9 protein-coding genes and 2 pseudogenes are annotated in these 17,013 nt (G+C 70.2%); 2 read left to right on the forward strand and 9 right to left on the reverse strand.

All coding sequences use genetic code 11. From position 1 onward, the window contains the following. Positions 1–16: 16 nt before the first annotated feature. The 8 genes from ABZX85_RS37845 to ABZX85_RS37880 form a co-directional block, all read right to left on the reverse strand. Positions 17–1,738 (reverse strand): sulfite reductase flavoprotein subunit alpha, encoded by a 1,722-nt coding sequence (locus tag ABZX85_RS37845; protein WP_355879424.1) that lies wholly within the window; start codon positions 1,736–1,738, stop codon positions 17–19. Then, a complete protein-coding gene (locus tag ABZX85_RS37850; RefSeq protein ID WP_355879427.1) occupies positions 1,735–7,311 on the reverse strand; it encodes a glutamate synthase-related protein in 5,577 nt (1,858 codons plus the stop codon). The genes ABZX85_RS37845 and ABZX85_RS37850 overlap by 4 nt, the downstream gene beginning before the upstream one ends. Before the next feature lie 186 nt (positions 7,312–7,497). Then, positions 7,498–8,286, reverse strand: a complete 789-nt coding sequence (locus tag ABZX85_RS37855; protein ID WP_355879429.1) for a polysaccharide deacetylase family protein — start codon at positions 8,284–8,286, stop codon at positions 7,498–7,500. Positions 8,287–8,476: 190 nt separating this feature from the next. Next, on the reverse strand, positions 8,477–10,687 hold the full coding sequence (locus ABZX85_RS37860; protein WP_355879432.1) for a PQQ-binding-like beta-propeller repeat protein: 2,211 nt from the start codon (positions 10,685–10,687) through the stop codon (positions 8,477–8,479). A gap of 207 nt (positions 10,688–10,894) precedes the next feature. Then, positions 10,895–12,727: a TerD family protein gene (locus ABZX85_RS37865; RefSeq protein WP_355879435.1), complete on the reverse strand. Its 1,833-nt coding sequence runs from the start codon at positions 12,725–12,727 to the stop codon at positions 10,895–10,897. A gap of 223 nt (positions 12,728–12,950) precedes the next feature. After that, positions 12,951–14,108, reverse strand: a complete 1,158-nt coding sequence (locus ABZX85_RS37870; RefSeq protein ID WP_355879438.1) for a hypothetical protein — start codon at positions 14,106–14,108, stop codon at positions 12,951–12,953. Between the two features lie 299 nt (positions 14,109–14,407). Then, positions 14,408–14,692, reverse strand: coding sequence for a hypothetical protein (locus ABZX85_RS37875; protein ID WP_355879441.1), 285 nt, complete (start codon positions 14,690–14,692; stop codon positions 14,408–14,410). 65 nt (positions 14,693–14,757) lie between these two features. Then, positions 14,758–15,159 (reverse strand): hypothetical protein, encoded by a 402-nt coding sequence (locus ABZX85_RS37880; RefSeq protein WP_355879444.1) that lies wholly within the window; start codon positions 15,157–15,159, stop codon positions 14,758–14,760. Positions 15,160–15,410: 251 nt separating this feature from the next. Here ABZX85_RS37880 and ABZX85_RS37885 point away from each other — a divergent pair, with 251 nt between their 5' ends. Together ABZX85_RS37885 and ABZX85_RS37890 are read left to right on the forward strand one after the other, a co-directional pair. Then, the gene (locus tag ABZX85_RS37885) at positions 15,411–15,845 is read left to right on the forward strand and encodes an NUDIX domain-containing protein (RefSeq protein WP_355879447.1); all 435 of its coding nucleotides are present in this window, start codon (positions 15,411–15,413) and stop codon (positions 15,843–15,845) included. A gap of 158 nt (positions 15,846–16,003) precedes the next feature. Next, positions 16,004–16,216: pseudogene (locus ABZX85_RS37890) on the forward strand (hypothetical protein); the annotation flags it as partial. A 711-nt stretch (positions 16,217–16,927) separates the two neighbouring features. On the opposite strand, the pseudogene ABZX85_RS37895 reads toward ABZX85_RS37890, so the two are convergent. Continuing rightward, positions 16,928–17,013, reverse strand: a pseudogene (locus ABZX85_RS37895) (IS5/IS1182 family transposase); the annotation flags it as partial.

A 17,013-nucleotide genomic window follows, 5' to 3' on the forward strand; every position in this document is an offset into this window, starting at 1 on the left:
GAACACCCGTCCATGCTCAGTACACGTCCCGTACATAGCGCTTGGCCCGCCGCAGACCCGCCAGATACTCGGCGGCGTCATCGTCCCCACGCCCCCGCTGCGAGCCGACGACACCGAGCAGGGCCGCCTCGACGTCCTTCGCCATCCGGGAGGCGTCACCGCAGAGGTAGACGTACGCCCCGTCCTCCAGCCACGCGTACAACTCCCGTGCCCGCTCCCGCATCCGGGTCTGCACGTACACCTTCTCGGCCTGGTCCCGGGAGAACGCGAGGTCGAGCTCGGTGAGTACGCCCCGACGGCTCAGTTCGGTCAACTCGTCCTCGTAGACGTGGTCGTGGGCGCGGTGCTGGTCGCCGAAGAACAGCCAGTTGCGCCCGGCGGCACCTCGCGCTGCCCGCTCGTGGAGGAACCCGCGGAAGGGAGCGATCCCGGTGCCGGGCCCGATCATGACGATCGGGACGTCGTCGGCGGGAACGCTGAAGGAGGCGTTCGGCTGGACGTACACCCCCACGTCGCCGCCCGCACCGACCCGGTCCGCGAGGTACGTCGAGGCGACACCGCCGTGCCGCCCGTACCGCACGGACGCGACCGTGAGATGCACACGGCCCGCATGGGCGAGGGGACTTGAGGAGATCGAGTACTGCCGTGCCTGCAACGGCCGCAGCAGAGGCAGGAGTTCGTCGTACGTCAGCATGCCCGCCCCGGCGTCCCGCAGCAGATCGAGGACGTCCCGGCCCCACAGCCACGACTCCAGATCGGCCCGGTCGCCGTGCGCCACGACCGAGGCCAGCTCGCTCTGCGGCGCCCGCTCGACGAGGTCGGCGATCAGCTCCTTCGACGGGACGCGTATCTCCCGTTCCGTATGCAGAAGTTGTGCGTCGCCGCCGTGGCCCAGGAACTCCGCGAGCGCCTCGACGAGCGCGTCGTCGTTGACGGGGACGACGGCCAGCGCGTCCCCCGCCTCGTACGTGATCCCGCTGTCTCCGAGGTCGAACTCGTAGTGCCGGATCTCCTTCGCGCTGCCCGCCTTGGACAGCAGGCGGTTCACGGCGAGCCGCGAGGGGTACGGGGTGCGCCGGTTCCAGGGGGAGCGGGCCGGGCGGGGCGCCGGCTGCTGCGCGGCCGAGGCCGAGGACGCCGTGGAGATCCCGGTCTCGGCGACGAGCCGCTCCAGCACCCCCGCCGTCCACGCGGCGGCGTCCTCCTCGAACTCCACGTCACAGTCGGCCCGTTCGTGCAGCCGCACCGCGCCGAGCTGCTCGAACCGGGTGTCGACCAGCTTCGCCGCCTGACAGAACTCGTCGTACCCCCGGTCCCCGAGCCCGAGCACGGCGTACTTCAGCCCCTCCAGCCGAGGTGCCGCGTCCGTCTGGAGCGCCGCCCAGAACAACCCCGCGTTGTCCGGCATCTCACCCTCGCCGTAGGTGGAAGTCACGACGAGGGCGTACGACATGGCGGCGAGACGCTCGGGCGTCACGTCGTCGAGCGCGACGGACGCGGCACCGAACCCCAACCGCCGTGCACCGGCGACGAGTTCACCGGCGAGGAACTCGGCGTTGCCGGTCTGTGTCCCGTACAGGACGTCGACCGTCACGGCGGGTGCGGCGGGCGCCTCGCCCTCGACTCGCCGTCCGGCGGCGGCGATTCCCGCCACGAACCCGGCGAGCCACGCCTCCTGTGCGGCGGAGAACGGGGCGTCGGCCGGGATCAGCGTGCCGGTCGGGGGCATGACGGTCATGCGGTCACCGCCTCGGTCGGGGCCTGCGGGGCGAGCCGTCCGGCGATGTCGGCGAGCGCGGCGTTCGCCAGCAACTCGTCGAACCGGGCGGCCCGTACACGGCCTGCGTTCTTGGTGTTCTGGTGGAGAATCCAGCCGTACGTACCGGGCGCGTCCACGCTCAGGTTGTTGCGCTGCCGCAGGGCCGACTTGTAGTCGTCGAGCCGCTTGATCGCGATGAGCGTCGCCAACTCCCCGTCGTCGAACCGCTCCAGGGCCGCCCGCAGGTACTTCACGACACGCTGCTTGACGAAGAAGTCCTCGGTGAGGACGAGGTTGCGGACGGCCGCGGCGACCCGGGGATCGTCCGGCCCGCTCGCCCCCGGCACCCGCTTCAGCGCGAGGTCCTGCGCGACACCGAGCACGGTGTACGACGACAGCAGCGAGAACATGTCGTCGCTGCCCCGGTCACCGAAGGCGGGCGCCCGCCCGTCGAGGACCGTGCGGCGGTCCCGGTAGTCGACCTTGAACGCCCGCAGTTTGTCGGAGGCGATCGACGTCGCGAGTTCGTCCAGGAGTTGGGGCCGGGTCGCCGCCGCGAGAATCTCCGTCGCGTCCTGGTACAGGAGCAGCGAGCGGGGCATCCCGCAGTAGACATAACGCCGTTCGGCCTCCCAGTTCTCCAAGAGGCGTGCGGCGAGCGGCGAGTTGGTCGCCTCGACGTGCCAACTCAGCAGCAGGCGTACGGCTTCCTCGTGGAAGGCGCCGTGTTCGGTCTCCGTCACCGGGAACACGAGCAGCGAGTCGCCGCTCACCCGTCCGGCCAACTCCCCTTCGGGGTCGTACTGGTAGAGGAATCCGCCGCTCATCCCGTTGCCGAGACCCTTGCCGAACCCGCCGAGGTTGAGCACCGTCCCGCCGGTCATGTACTCGCAGCCGAAGTCCCCGAGCCCCTCGACGACCGCCGTGGCACCGGAGTTGCGCACCGCGAACCGGTCACCGGCCTCGCCCTGCACGAACGTCCGCCCACCGGTCGCCCCGAACAGCGCGAAGTTCCCGACCAGCACGTTCCCGCCCCGCCCGGCATCCCCACCACCCGGCGCCCGCACGACGATCCGCCCACCGCTCTGACTCTTCCCGACCCCGTCGTTCGCCGTCCCCGTGTGTTCGAGGGTGATCCCGTCGTTGCAGAACACCCCGTACGACTGCCCGGCCGACCCACTCGTACGAATACGTACGGCGCCGTCGACGAGCCGCCGCCTGCCCCGGTCGTCGGTGAGGACGGCCGGGACGTCCCTCAAGCCCGCCAAGTCCCTGTGATTCAGGAGCCGTTCGACATCGATGCCGAGCTGCCCGCCAACGGACTTGTCACTGTTGCCGAGTTGGACGCCCTCGACGAGCACGGACGGCTCACGGCGTTCCAGCAGCGCGGCCCGGACGTGCTCGATGAGGGCGTCGTCGGTCGTGAAGTCCTTCTCCAGGTACTCCGGTTCGGACACGGTCTTCTCCGGCACCCACGCCAGCAGCCTGCGCACGTCGAGACGGCCCACGCTCGCCGGGTGGTCCAGGAGTTGCAGCAGATCGGCGCGGCCCCGGGCCTCCCGCAGCGAACGCAGCCCGAGCCGGGCGAGGATCTGCCGGACGTCGTGCGCGATGTTCAGCAGGTACTGGGCCAGCGCACGCGGGTCGCCCTCGAAGACCTCGGGGTTCGTCGTGAGGCCCGCTGGGCACTTCACGTTGCAGTTCTTCGCCATGACACAGCCCAGCATCATCAGCGCGGTCGTCCCGAACTCGAAGCTGTCGGCGCCCAGTAGAGCGGAGGTGACGACGTCCCCACCGGTCTGGTGCGCGCCGGAACAGCGCAGGACGACCTTCTGCCGCAGGCCGTTGGCGACGAGCGCCTGATGCACCTCGGCGACACCGATCTCCGCCGAACGGCCCGCGTACTTGAGGCTGGTGACCGCCGCCGCACCCGTACCGCCGGTGTTTCCGGCCACGTTGATGACGTCCGCGCCCGCCTTCGCGACGCCGACCGCGATCGTGCCGATGCCCTCCGAGGACACCAGCTTCACGACGACCCGCACCCGCGCGGCCTTGCAGTCGTGGATCAACTGCGCCAAGTCCTCGATGGAATAGGTGTCGTGGTGCGGCGGCGGCGAGATCAGCTCGATGCCGGGCGTCCCGCCGCGCGCCGCCGCGATGTCCACGGTGACCTTCGGCGCGGGCAACTGCCCGCCCTCGCCCGGCTTCGCGCCCTGCCCGATCTTGATCTCCAGCTCCTGGAGCATCGGGTCCGCGAGATACCCCGCCCAGATCCCGAACCGGCCCGACGCGAACTGCTTGATCCGCGAACCCCTGATCGTGCCGTAGCGCGAGTAATGTTCCCCGCCCTCACCGGAGTTGGACATCCCGCCGACCATGTTCGTACCGTGCGCCACCGCCTCGTGCGCCGTCGCCACCAGCGCGCCGTGGCTCATCGCGCCGGACGCCAGGGAACGCGTGATCTCGTGCGCCGGCTGCACCTCGTCGAGGGGGACGCTGTCGGGGGCCGGGCTCAGGAGCGCGACGAGCCGCGCGGCCGTACCGGTGACGACGACGGTGACACCGTCGGGCCCGGCCTCCAGCGTCTCGACCTCGCCCGGGTGGGCCAGCGCGAGACCGGCGGCGAGGGCGGCGTGATGGGCGGTGGGGTCGGGGGTGGGGGAGGCGAGGCGGAGACGGACGGTGTCGGCAGCGCGTACCCCAACAGTCCTCGCATCAAAGGGACTTGCTGAAGTGCTACCGCTCGCCGACGCGACCACCACCCCCCGAACCGTCACACTCGCGTTCCCCGTCGTCGAGAACCGCCCCAACTCCCGCGCGAACTCCTCGGCCGTCCGCATCCCCGTCACGTCCGCCGGCAACGCGAGGACGTCCCGCAGCGCGGCAGGCCGGCGTGAACGCTCCTCGTGTGTGGTCCGCAGGAACGCCCGGTACCCCGGCGTGATCCGGAACGCGTCGATCTCGGCGTCGCTGAGCGCGTCGTACCCGGTCTCGCGGTAGGCCGCGTCGGTGATGCCGAACGCGTCGTCGAGCTGCCCGAGCGTGAGCAGCCGCAGCGCGTCCGAGTCACCGTCGCGGGCGAACTCCGGCCGCTCCTCGGTCATTCCGCCGAACCCGCGTACCGCGTTCACGCCGAACGAGTGCCCTGCGCCGTCGGACCGCTCCTTGAACAGGCCCAGCAGCGGCACCTGTTGCTCGTTCCGCACGGCACGGGCCCGCTCGTGCCAGTCGGTCGCGGCCTGCGCGATCCGCGCGAACCCGACCCCGCCGACCGGCGCCTCCATGTGCGGGAAGATCCGCGCGAACACGTCGTCCCGGGTGTCGAGGTAGTTCGGCTCGAAGAACTCGCCGCCGATGTAGCTCTCGGCGGTGCACAGTCCGACCCGGCCCATCGTCTTCGCGAGGGACTTCTCGGCCGCCTTGCGGAACTTGGCCAACGCCCGGTCGGTGGCGGTGATTTCACCTGCCGGGGCGGGCGCGCTCGGGTACTTCTCCTCGGCCCGCAGCCGCGCGCTCAGGCTGTAGACGGCGGAGGCGCCGAACCCGAGTGCCGTGGCGACGTGGTGAGATGACGCCAGCTGCCCGCTCTCCACGACGAGCGAGACCCGCAGCCGCAGCCCCGTCTCGATCAGACGCTGGTTCACCGCCGCGACGGCGAGGATCACCGGCAGCGGGGCCCGAGTCGAGGAGATCGCCCGGTCGCTGAGCAGTGCGATGCCGCCCCGCTCGGCAGCGAACCTCTGCACGGCGTCGCAGAGTTCGTCGAGGGCGGTGCGCAACGCGTCGGCGTTGGCGTCCTCTTGGCTGGGGACAGGGGCGTAGAGCATGCCGAACCGCTGGAGGGGGACGACGCCCTGGTCGCGCAGCCGGACCATGTCGAGGTGGCCCAGCACCGGCGACGACAGGACGAGTTGCCGTCCACCGGCGCTCCCGGTCCCGTCCGGCTTCGGGCCGAGCGCGACCCGCATGCTCATCCCGTCGGCCTCGCGGATGCTGTCCAGCGGCGGGTTGGTGACCTGGGCGAACCGCTGCGAGAAGTACTTCGCCATGCCGCCCTCGGTGTCGCTGAGCGCGTTGATGGCGTTGCCGTAGCCCATCGCCGAGATCCGCTCCGACCCGTCGGCGAGCATCGGGTCGAGCATGAACCGGAAACTCTCCTGGTTCAGCGAGTACGCGACGTACCGCCCGGCCAGGGTGAGGTCACCGTCGTAACCCAGCGTCGTGGCACCGCGGTTGTAGTCGGGGGCGGGCAGGTCGTCCAGGTTCACCCGGGCCCGCTCCAGGAGTTGGGGATACGGCCGCCGCGCGGCGAGCGCGTCGAGGATCTCGCGCGTGCGCATCCGGCGTCCCGTGCGGTGGTCGACGACGAGCATGCCGCCCGCCTCGATCCGGCCCCGGTGCACCACCTCGGCGTCGGGGAAGGGGACTTGGCCCGCCTCCGACGCGACGACGAGGTACTCGGCCGTCTCGACCGTACGCAGCGGACGCAGTCCCAGCCGGTCCAGGCGCGCGCCGACGACGTCCCCGTCGCTGAAGATCACGGCGGCCGGGCCGTCGTTCTTCTCCTCGTACAGCGAGAAGTACTCCAGCATGTCCCGCACGGAGTCCGGCAACGAGCGGTCGTTCTCCCAGGCGGGCGGCATCAGCGAGACGACCGCCTCCACGAGGTCGAGGCCGTCGTCGAACACCCGGCTCTGGAGCGTCTGGTCGAGCCGGCTGGAGTCCGACTGGCCCGGCGGGCGCACGATGCTGCGCGTCCGGGCGCGAGCGAGGGCCTCGTCGCTCAGCCGGTTCTTGCGGTCGGTGTTCAGCTCCCCGTTGTGCGCCATCAGCCGGAACGGCTGCGCCATCGTGGGGTGCGGCTCGGTGTTCGTCGAGAAGCGGGTGTGGAAGTAGAGCGTGCGGACGGAGTGCCGGGGGTCCGCGAGATCCCTGAAGTACCCGATCACCTCACCGGAGTTGAGCCGCCCCTTCAGCACCTGTGTACGCGCGCTCAGCGACAGCGGGTACAGACCGGCGTACGACGTGTCGTCGCCGTAGGCGTTCTTCTCGACGGCGAGCAGGGCGCGGTGCGCGGCGGCGTCGACCTCGGCCCGCCCCCAGCTCTCCGGGGCGCGGAAGACCCACTGGACGAGGGGGAGTTGGTACTTCTCGGCGGCGGGGCGGGCCACCGAATGGTCCACGGGTACGTCTCTGACGAGCAGGGTCTCGAACCCCTCCTCGGCGAGGCACCGGCCGACCAGCCGCACCGCCTTCTCACGCGGCGCAGCCTCGCTCGGTACGAAGCAGTTCGCGACCCCGAAGCGGCCCGCCTCCAGCCGCGTCCCGGTGAGCGCCCCGAAGAACTCCACCGACAGGTCGACGCTCACTCCCGCGCCGTCCCCGACCCCCTCGGCGGACTTGCCGCCGCGGTGCGGAATGGCGCAGAGGGCCTCGTGGCCCTTGAGGATGACGTCGTGACTCGGCACCCCGTCGAGGCGGGTGATGAACCCCACGCCACAGTCGCTGTGGTCGCGGGCAGGGTCGTACAGACCGAACGTGGCGTGATTCAAGTGCGGGTCCCATGGCGGAGTTCCGGCAGCGAACGGCCAGGCTGCGACAGTGAAGCGCTCGCCGCGGGCGGACCGCGGTGACGGTCCGGACCCTGGGTGGTGCAGTTAGCTAAGGTAAGCCTTGCCTAAGCATTGCCGCAAGTGGCTGCTGGTACGCCTCAGGGGGAGCCCCGTACCTCTCAGGTCCTACCGCACCGGGAACCCGAAGACATACCCCTCCTCCTTCAGCCGGGGCAGCACCCTCCGCAGCGCCGCGGCCGTCTCCGACCGGTCCCCGCCCGCGTCGTGGAACAGCAGCGTCGGCCCGTTCGGCAGCTCCCGCTCGACCGTGGCGACGATCGCGTCCGTCCCCGGCCGCTCGAAGTCCTTCGTGTCCACGTTCCAGCCCAGCGGACGCATCCCCCGGGAGGCGGCGAGCTTGCGGCTGTACGGCGTGAACGCCCCGCCGGGTGCCCGGTAGTACATCGGCCGCACGCCCCCGGACGCCTCGGTGATCATCCGCTCGGCGTCGAGGATCTGCTGCGACTGGTACGCCTCGGACTTCTTGTCCATGGAGGTGTCGTGCGACACCGAGTGGTCGCACAGCCGGTGCCCCGCCGCGACGACCTGCTTCACGAGATCCGGGTGCGCCTGCGCCTGCGTCCCCACCATGCAGAACGTCGCCTTCACCCCGAACTCCTTGAGGATGTCCAGCATTTGGGGCGTCCACACCGGGTCGGGCCCGTCGTCGATGGTGATGTTCACACCGCGCGGCCCCGCGTCCGAGGCGTGCGCGATGCTGATGTCCACGGCCTTCACGGCGGCACCGGCCGAAGCCGAACTCGACGCGCTCGCCCCCGCCTTGGGCGCCGACCCGCCGCCCACGACACCGGCCTGCGCGGACCATGCCGCCGCTCCGGCCGCGAGTATGGTCACGCCGAGCGCCGCACCCACGACCTTGGTGTACCAACCCCGCCCGTTGTTGTGCCGCGCCATGTCCGCCCCACTCTCGCCCAGTTCGCCGCCGGTGCCCGGTCACCTTGCGGCCACCTGACATGACGGGCTCCGGCGCCCCGGCGCTCCCTCCGTTACGGATCACGGACATATCCGGGGGATTTCGGGGACATGGGGAGGGTTGGAGAGGCCGGTACGGGGGAGACGGCAGCAGTCCGGTGGGACAAAAGGGCTACTTCGGTCCGTCCGGGCTTCGGGAGAACGCCGTGTCCCCCGCCGTCGCCACGATCGCGTCCCCCACCAGTAGTACCTGAGGGGGATGGTTCTCCGTCTTGTCCCCGGGATCGTCCAGCGCGGAGGTCCGCCAGACCTCCGCCCCCGTCCGGCTGTCCAGCGCCAGCAGCCGGCCGAACCGGTTGGCGAAGTACACCCGCCGGTACGCCGCCGACACGACCGGCGCGGACAGGTTCTCCACGTCGGTCACCTTCTGCCAGAGCTGTCTGCCGTCGGCCGCCGACACCGCGGTGACCGTCCCGTCCGACCGGGCGAAGTAGACGACCCCGTCCACCAGGGTCGCCGCCCCCGTCAGCGCCCGCGCGAAGGGCACGCGGGTGACCTTCCCGGTCTCCGGGTCCACGCTCAGCAGCGCGTTGTACGGCCGCTCGTACCCTGCCTCGTACACGTCCTTCGTGGTCTGAGGCGCGAGGAACAGAGGGCGCCCCTCGACCGCGCCGAGCGCCAGGGACTTCTGGGGGAGGGTGGCCAGCGAGGTGAGGCTGTCCGCCGCGACGGTCATCAGCTCGACCGGCGCCTGGCCGGGCTCGGTGCCCTGCTCGCACAGGACGTACGGGACATCCCCTAGTACCGAGGGGGTGCAGTAGTCGTCCAACGAGGGTGCCCGCCACAACTCCTTGCCGGACGGGCCGTACGCCACGAACTCCGAGTGGTCCGGGGAGAGCGTCAGCAACCCGGCGCCGTACGGGACCGCCGGCTCGGACCGGCTGATGTCGTGCTGCCAACTCCGTTCGCCTGTGGTGGTGTCGAGAGCCACCAGGCGCCGGACGGAGTCGTCCGGCTCCTCGTAGGTGTAGACGAGACCGTCGCGGACGCCGATCGGGCGGACCCCCTGCGGGCGGGTGCCTTCGCGCCACAGGGTGCGGCCGGTGGCCGCGTCGAGCCGGGCGGCCGTGAAACCCGTACCCCCGCAGTAGAGGGCGTTGTCCTTCGTCACGCAGCCGGGGGTGTTGTAGTCCAGGGGGATGCCCTTCACGTCGTACCTGAGAGCTACCTGCCAGGGCTTCCAGCCGGCGGGGAGCGACGCGGTGCGGGTGGTGGGCCCGGGAGTGGGGGCATCCGGTTCGGGTTCGGACAGGGTGAGGCCCAGGCCGACGGACAGGCCCGTCACGGCGAGGGCGGCGGCCAGGGCGATGAGAAGGAGGCGCCGCCTGCGGGAGGCGGAGCCGGGGGGTTCGGGGGCCGTGGTCGTCGGGGGCGGGACCGCGGGCGTCGCAGAAGTCGGCGTTGCCGCCGCCGGCGTCGTACGCGTTGGTGCAGTAACCGCTGTCACCGCCGTCACCGCTGCCGGAGAAGCGGCGCGGCGGCCCCCGGGGACCGTGGGACGGTCGTCGCTCCCGGTCTCCGGCAGCTCCTGGAGCACGCGCTGTACGACCGTCAACTCGGGCCTCGCGGCAGGGTCCTTGTCGAGGCAGCGCTCCACGATGCCGAGGAGCGGGTCCGGCACTCCGGCGAGGTCCGGTACCCCGAACGCCACCTGGTAGCCGGTGATGTAGGGGCTGTCGGAGTCGAACGGGCCCGCGCCGACGGCCGCGTACACCAGCAGCGAGCCCAGCGAGAAGACGTCCGAGGCGGGCGTGACGTCCCGGGGCGAGGCCATCTGCTCCGGCGACATGAAGGGCGGCGTACCGATCATCCGCCCCGTCGTCGTCAGGCTCTGATGGTCCTCCGCGCGCGAGATGCCGAAGTCGATGACCCGCGGTCCGTCCTCCGTCATCAGGACGTTCCCCGGCTTCAAGTCCCGGTGCACCAGGCCGACTCGGTGGATGTCCCGCAGCGCCTCGGTCAGCCCGAGCCCCAGAGCGCGCAGCCCCTTCAGCCCCAACGGGCCCTCTTTCTGCACGACTTCGGCGAGATTGAGCCCCGGTACGTACAGCGTCGCCATCCACGGCCGCTCGGCGTCCGGATCGGCGTCGACGACCGGGGCGGTGAACGCTCCGCTCACCCGCCTGGCCGCCGCGATCTCCTGCCGGAACCTCGTCCGGAACTCCTCCTCTTCCGCGTACGCCCCCCTCACCAGCTTCACCGCCACCTGCCGCCCCGACGCGGACACCCCGAGATAGACGACCCCCATACCGCCGGCCCCGAGCCGCCCGAGGAGCGTGTATCCGCCTATCGACTCCGGGTCCCCGGTGCTCAGGGGCGTCATCAGGGGGCGTCCTTTCCAGGGCTTGCGGTGTGGGGATCACAGTAGGGCCTGGGGGACGGGGAGTTCGGGGGGAGGGTTGGGGACTCCGAGGGAAATACGGGTGCGTGGGGGAGAGCGATGCCGGTGGGCCCGGGGCGCTTTGGGCGAGGCGGGGACCGAACTCCACTCCTCAGTACGGGAGATGGCGCTACCCGCACCCCGCCGACTTCACTCGACGTCGACCCCGTACGCCCTGGCGAGCCCGTCGAGGCCGTCCGCCCATCCCTGCCCGAGCGCCCGCAGCTTCCACACGGGCGAGCCGTCGACAGTGTGCCGATACAGCTCGACGACGACCATGGCTCTGATGTCCGGGTCCGCCGCCGGCCGGAACGCCCACGCCGCCCCGGTCACGCAGTCCAGGTGCAGCGCGGCGTGGGTGAGGGAGCCGCAGCTCAGCCCGGTGTCGACGTCCATGTTGATCGCGACGGCGACGCGGCGCACCCGCTCGGGCAGGGCAGCCAGATGAACGGTCGCGCGTTCGACGCGGCACGGCCCCTCCTGCCGCTTGCCCAGAAGCCGTACGGCACCGTCCGCGGCGAACGGCTGGTGGTAGAAGACGAAGTCCTCGTCGGCGCTCACCCGGCCGTCCTCACCGGTCAGGAAGAGCGTGAGGTCCGCCTCCGCCCCCGCGAAACCGAAGGCGATACTCAGCCCCTGCCAGGCGTCCTCGGGCAGGACGAGGGTCTGGCCGGGGACGAGCGAGGCGGGGAGGACGGGCGGGGCCGCGGGCACCGGAGGCGGCCCCGCCGTCGCGGAACCGGCCCCCGGCGTGGGCGATCCCGCCGTCGCGGAACCGGCCCCCGGCGTGGGCGATCCCGCCGTCACGGAACCGGCCCCCGGCGTGGGCGATCCCGCCGCCACGGAACCGGCCACCGGCGTGGGCGATCCCGCCTCCCGCCGCCATTCGGCGAACGGCCTGATCCGATACGGATCGGCGAGCACGGCCCGGCCGTCGTCCGGTGCGCCGGCGCCGAGAGCGACGTCGAGATCGGACTCGTCCTGCGCATGGTCGAGCAAGCTCTGAAGTCCGGGCACGCTCCCGGTACTCAGCGCCTTCACCGCGCCGCTGCCCGACGCCGTCGCCGAGACCGAGCAGACGACGTCCTGCCCGATGTCCTGGAACCGCAGCGCGTCCTCGGGCTCCCGCCACGGCGTCGACTCCACCGCCTGCCGCGTCCAACGGCCGTACGCCACAAAGCCGAGCCGCTGTGTGTCGGGCAGCCGGGTCAGCACGGCGAGATCGATCGCCATGACACCCGGCGCGGTCGCGAACCCCTCCTTCAGCGTGGCGACCACATTGGCCCCCAGCGCCGTCAGCCACCACAGGACCCGTTCCCGCTTGGTCAGCCTCTTCAACGTCGGACGCCCGCCGGGCGTGAGCCCGGCCGTCTGATCGGGCAACGAGTCGAGATCCGGCTGCCGTACGACGACGGAGAGCACATCCCCGTCCACCCCTACGGCACACCCGGCGGCCGGGTTGTCGGAGAACGCGGAGTTCACCGCCTCGCAGACGGTGTCCTCGTCATTCGCGAGCAGAGCCCGCCACCAGTGATCCGCCTCCGCAGTCAACTGGCGCTGGATCTCCCGGAGTCGGGCTGTCTCCGCAGCCAGATAGACGGGCGCGTCCTGCTCCGCCCGCTGCCTCGCCGTCCCCCTCTGCGCCCTGGCCAGCCGCCCAACACCCTCCAGATGGAACGCCCTTGCCTCGGCAAGCGCCCAAGGCAGCCCCAACTGAGGCGAGTTCGGCACGACCGGCGGACGTGCCACCGGAAACGACTCCAGATGCACACTCGTCATCCGCCGCCTCAGCTCCCGCAGTTCAGCGACGGCGGCCTCCCGCTCCGCCTCCTGCCGGGCCCGCTCCGCCTGCCGGCGCGCCCGCTCCCACTGCGCGGCCGACGGAGCGACCGCCCGCGATCCGGTCGTCCGCCGCGTACTCGTCCGCCGCTGCCCACCACCGAGCGAACTCGACGCGTAGAAGGGGCCGAGCCCGGACGACACCCTCGCCCCGCCGGTCCCGACACTGACCCTCGCGGCCCGCGGCCCGACAGAGGCACGCACACCCCGCGTCGACACCCGCACACTCATCCCTGGCACACCGACGCGGAAGCCGAATCCCATGTCGTACCCCTTTCTGCGGGGCAGTTTGGCAGTTGGGCGGGGTTTGTGAGGGTGGTTCGGCGGGATATCAGCGCTTGCCCCGACCGCTTGGCCGCCCTCGCCGTCAGAGCCTGGCCCAGCGTGACAGCTGCTCGGCGATCGCCGACCAGACGTCGAATCGTTCGAGTTCGTCCTTGTACTTCCTCTGCCGCGAGCCGTCCTTCGGATACATGGCCGCGTAAGCGTCGACGGCGTCCTTGACCACGGCCTTGACGGTGCGGTGAAAGCCTTCGTCCTGTTTCACGGCACCCCAGTTGAAGGGGTGGCGGCCGTTGACGTGCAGTTCGTGCAACGGCAGCCGTCGACCGGCGGCCCAGACGATCAGATCGGGGGCGTACCTGACGAGGTGCTGATGCGCCCTGACGGAAGAGGTGTCCGACCGGGCGATGACTTCGAGCGCGGTCGTGTAGGTTTCGACGGCTCGCTGGACGCCCAGGGCATCCACGGCGCCGTGGATCAGACTGCGATACCGCGTTCCGTCGAGGTCGGCCCAGACGGTGTCGAGCCCTTCAGGTGTGCGGACGGTGTGGATCAGTTCGGGGCCGGAGGAGGGGTGGAGACAGGCGAGGGCACGGAAGACCGTGGCGATGCCGTGGTCGTTGGCCAAGTGGGGCCCCGCGATGATCCCTCGGCGGCAGTCGAAACGGATGCCGTCCTGCCGGTACTGGGCCGCGATGCGCGCCAGGTGCTCGCAGCGGGCCAGGTTGTCCTGCGGGCGGATCGCGTTGGCGTAGAGGTGTGACTCGTAGTGGAGGCGACGGAGTCGCTTCTTCTCCTCGGGAGGTCCGGTCTCGATGTCGATCCGGGCGAACGCCCGGTCCAGGTGGCCGGGTGGCAGTTCCAGGGCGAGACGGGCGATGAGGCAGAGGGTCTGGAATCCGTTCACGCATTCCAGTCCTTCCAGCTGAAAGGTCATCCTGCTGTTGTCCGGGTGCACACGCGGCGCGATGTGCTCGGCCCACAGCACGAGCGGCTCCCCCGCGGCCCCGAAGTCCTCCGGCCGCTCACGCAGCATGACTTCGAGACGCCGGTTCTCCGGGCTGTCAGGCAGAAAGCCCCGCAGGCTGTTGAGCGCGGCAGCCGCCTCCGGCGTCGCGGCCAGGTGAGCCAGAGCGGACGCACGGACCCACCCGTACCAGCTGTCTTGTCGCCGATGCAGGTCCGCGAGGCGGACGGACAGGTGGACCATGCCCGCCGGCGCCGCCCAGGTTTGCTCACTCATACCCCGGTCAACGCGCGATGCGCGATCTGGTGGCGGACCGGCGGGGATGGAGATCCGGGAGCGACGGTTGACGGGGGGCCTCCCGGACCTCGTCCCGGCTCTTGCTGCGCTCCCCGGCTCTCTTCGGGGGTTGCTCGAACAATAAAACCCCCGGGTCGTCGACCCTGGGTCTTGTCGTGGAGCGAGTGACGAGAATCGAACTCGCACTCTCAGCTTGGGAACCTGCGATCACTTGGGGTTGGCTTGGGCCCTGACCTGGACGAACGGCCGGATGACGGCATCTTCAGACCGAGTCCCTGTCACCGTGATTCCCCGCTCAGCGCCGTTGACTCGTCGGCTTCGCCGTGCAGGCCGGCGCGGAGGCGTTCCTTGGCCGCTTCGAGGCGCGGGCCGTAGTCAGGCATGAAGATCTCGCTGAGCGTCGTGTCCAGCGTTCCGGAAAGGGTGTAGATCGGGGACCAGACGGCTCGGTCGCGCACGATCCCCTGAAGGTCGTCGGACTGGAACATGACTTGGTAGAGCCAGTCCGACAGCACGAGTGCTTGATCGTGCGTGAGGCTGATGGTGATCGCTTCTTCGTCCACGACCTCAACCTAGCCGCCTTGACTGTTGGTGTCGCAGGCCCTGACCTGTCACGACGGCAGCCTGTTCACCAGTCCCGCCACTGGTCCGTGAGCTCGTGTCGCCCGAGTCCGCGCCTGGCGGTCAGGGCCTCGACGTCGACCCCTTGCTCGGTGAGGGCCTCGTCGATGTAGGCACACAACTGCTCGCGCTCATCGGTCTCGAAGGCGCACTCGTCGTGAGCTTCGTTCACCGCGTTCAGGGCCAGGACGACGCGCTGCACCGCGGCGAAGACGTGTTCGCCGTCTCCTTCGGCGAGTGCGGGCAACTCGGCCTCGAAGGTGTCCAGGACGGCATCGGTTGCCGACAGAAGCTCATCGGGGAACAGGTCGGCAAAGCACGCACAGTCGGAATCCAGGGTGCCGGCGGCAAGCTCCGCTGCCTCCTGGGCTATGCACCTGCGCCAATTCGTCGTCGGTCTCTCAGCCATGAGGCCGGACCGTACCGTGCGGCTCTGACATCGAGGCCCGCCCTTCGCGGCTCGCCGAGCAGCTCATGAGGGACACGAACTTGGGAAGTCGCGGACGCTTGGGGGCGGTCCAGGCGCTTACCGGGATGAACGGTGGATGAGCGGGGCTCTCGGGCTCGGCAGCCTTCCCTGTGATTCCCCGCCGCTGTTGCCCGTTCTGATCTGTTCAGTTCGGGCCTGCTCACCGGAGTGGGCACGCTACCGTCGGATTCATGAAGGTCCGTCACAACGTACGTGCGGTTCTGCTCGACGGCGGCCAGCTGGTGTTCCTGCGCCGAGGATGGCCGGGCGCCACCTCCTACTACACGACCGTCGGTGGGGGCGTTGAAGCTGAGGATGTCGACCTTGAGGCGGCCCTACGTCGTGAAGTGATGGAAGAGATCGGTGCCACGATCGGCCCGGCAACCGAGTTCCTGACCCTGACCGAGCCGGGTGACAAGGTCAGCGTCGTCCAGCACTTCTTCCGCGCTGACGTGCTGGACATGGATCTCGACCGCCGCAACGGCCCCGAACTCGATGATCCCGACACAGGCGACTTCTCACCGGTGCGAGTCACGTTGGACGCGTCAGCCGTGAGAGAGCTCGAACTCCATCCACCCGAACTCGCCGACTACCTCAGGGAACACGTTGAGAGTTGGCGTGCCTGAGGGGCGGCACGATGATCAACCCCGGGGACGACGACTACTCCTCCCTAAAACGTCAACCTGAAGGTGGGCAACGGCCATCAACGCCTGGTAGTCCAGCGACAGGTCCTCGCCCCCCCCGGCCACGTTCTCCTGGTACGGCACCGCGCGCCACGGGCCCAATCGAGGACGGAGAGTCGTCGCTGGTCAAGGTCACCATCCCCGGGGGTGGCGTCTCCGAGGGCCTGATACTCGGCTCGCCGCTCTCGCTGCCGGGCCTGGTGGCCCGTCCGTGGGAATCGGTGTTCAACGGCCAGCAGCGCCACGGCATCACCTACCGAGCCGCCGCGGTCATCCCGGCCGCCTTCCCGGCGACCATGGGAGCAGCTGCCTGACTGCCGACCTGGCGACGGTCCCAACCCCGGGCCTTCTGGCACGAATCTGGCAGGCGACAACTGAACGACCACGCACAGCAAAAAGGCCCGGGTCTCTGACCTGGGCCTCAGTGTTGGAGCGGGTGACGAGAATCGAACTCGCACTCTCAGCTTGGGAAGCTGCGATCATTTAGGGACGATTCTGGCTCTGACCTGGGCGAACGGTGCTGCTTCGGCTCTCTCGGCCTCGGGCGCTTTCCTCGTGGTTCCCCGCTGTTTCCCGCCCTATCTGGTGCGGCTGTGGTGCACGCGCTCCGCTCCCCGCCCCCACGGGGAACGGTTGGACGGTCACCCACGAAAGTCAGCTACGACGTCTGGTGCGTCGACCGATCAGGCGCGCGTGTGCCACGGTACCCCCCTCCGGGCTTCAACCACGCTGCTCTCCGTCGATCAGGGCAAGCCTCGACGACCGAGCCGTGACGACTGCGTCGGAGCCCTCGGCTTGGGAAGCTTGGGGTCTTTGGCAGCGGTTGTTCCGCTGATCTGCGGCGGAGCGGCTCTAGTGTCCTGCGCCTGTTCTCCTTGGCTTCCTTCTCCTTGCACTGAGCCATACCGTACGCGGACCATGGTCCCTGATTTATCGGGCACTTGGAGACATCGGTCAGCACCTTCTGCTGGCGTGCGCCCGCCTGTCTGTACGTGGGCGCACGCCGACACCATCAGTAAGGATCTTCAGCGGTGACGCTCAAGGGTGAGAACCGCCTTCACGATTGACGTGAGTCGGTTGGGGCTGATGCGGGCTTTGCGGAAAATGCGCC

It is taken from the genome of Streptomyces sp. NPDC004539, assembly GCF_040610055.1.
GTDB lineage: Bacteria > Actinomycetota > Actinomycetes > Streptomycetales > Streptomycetaceae > Streptomyces.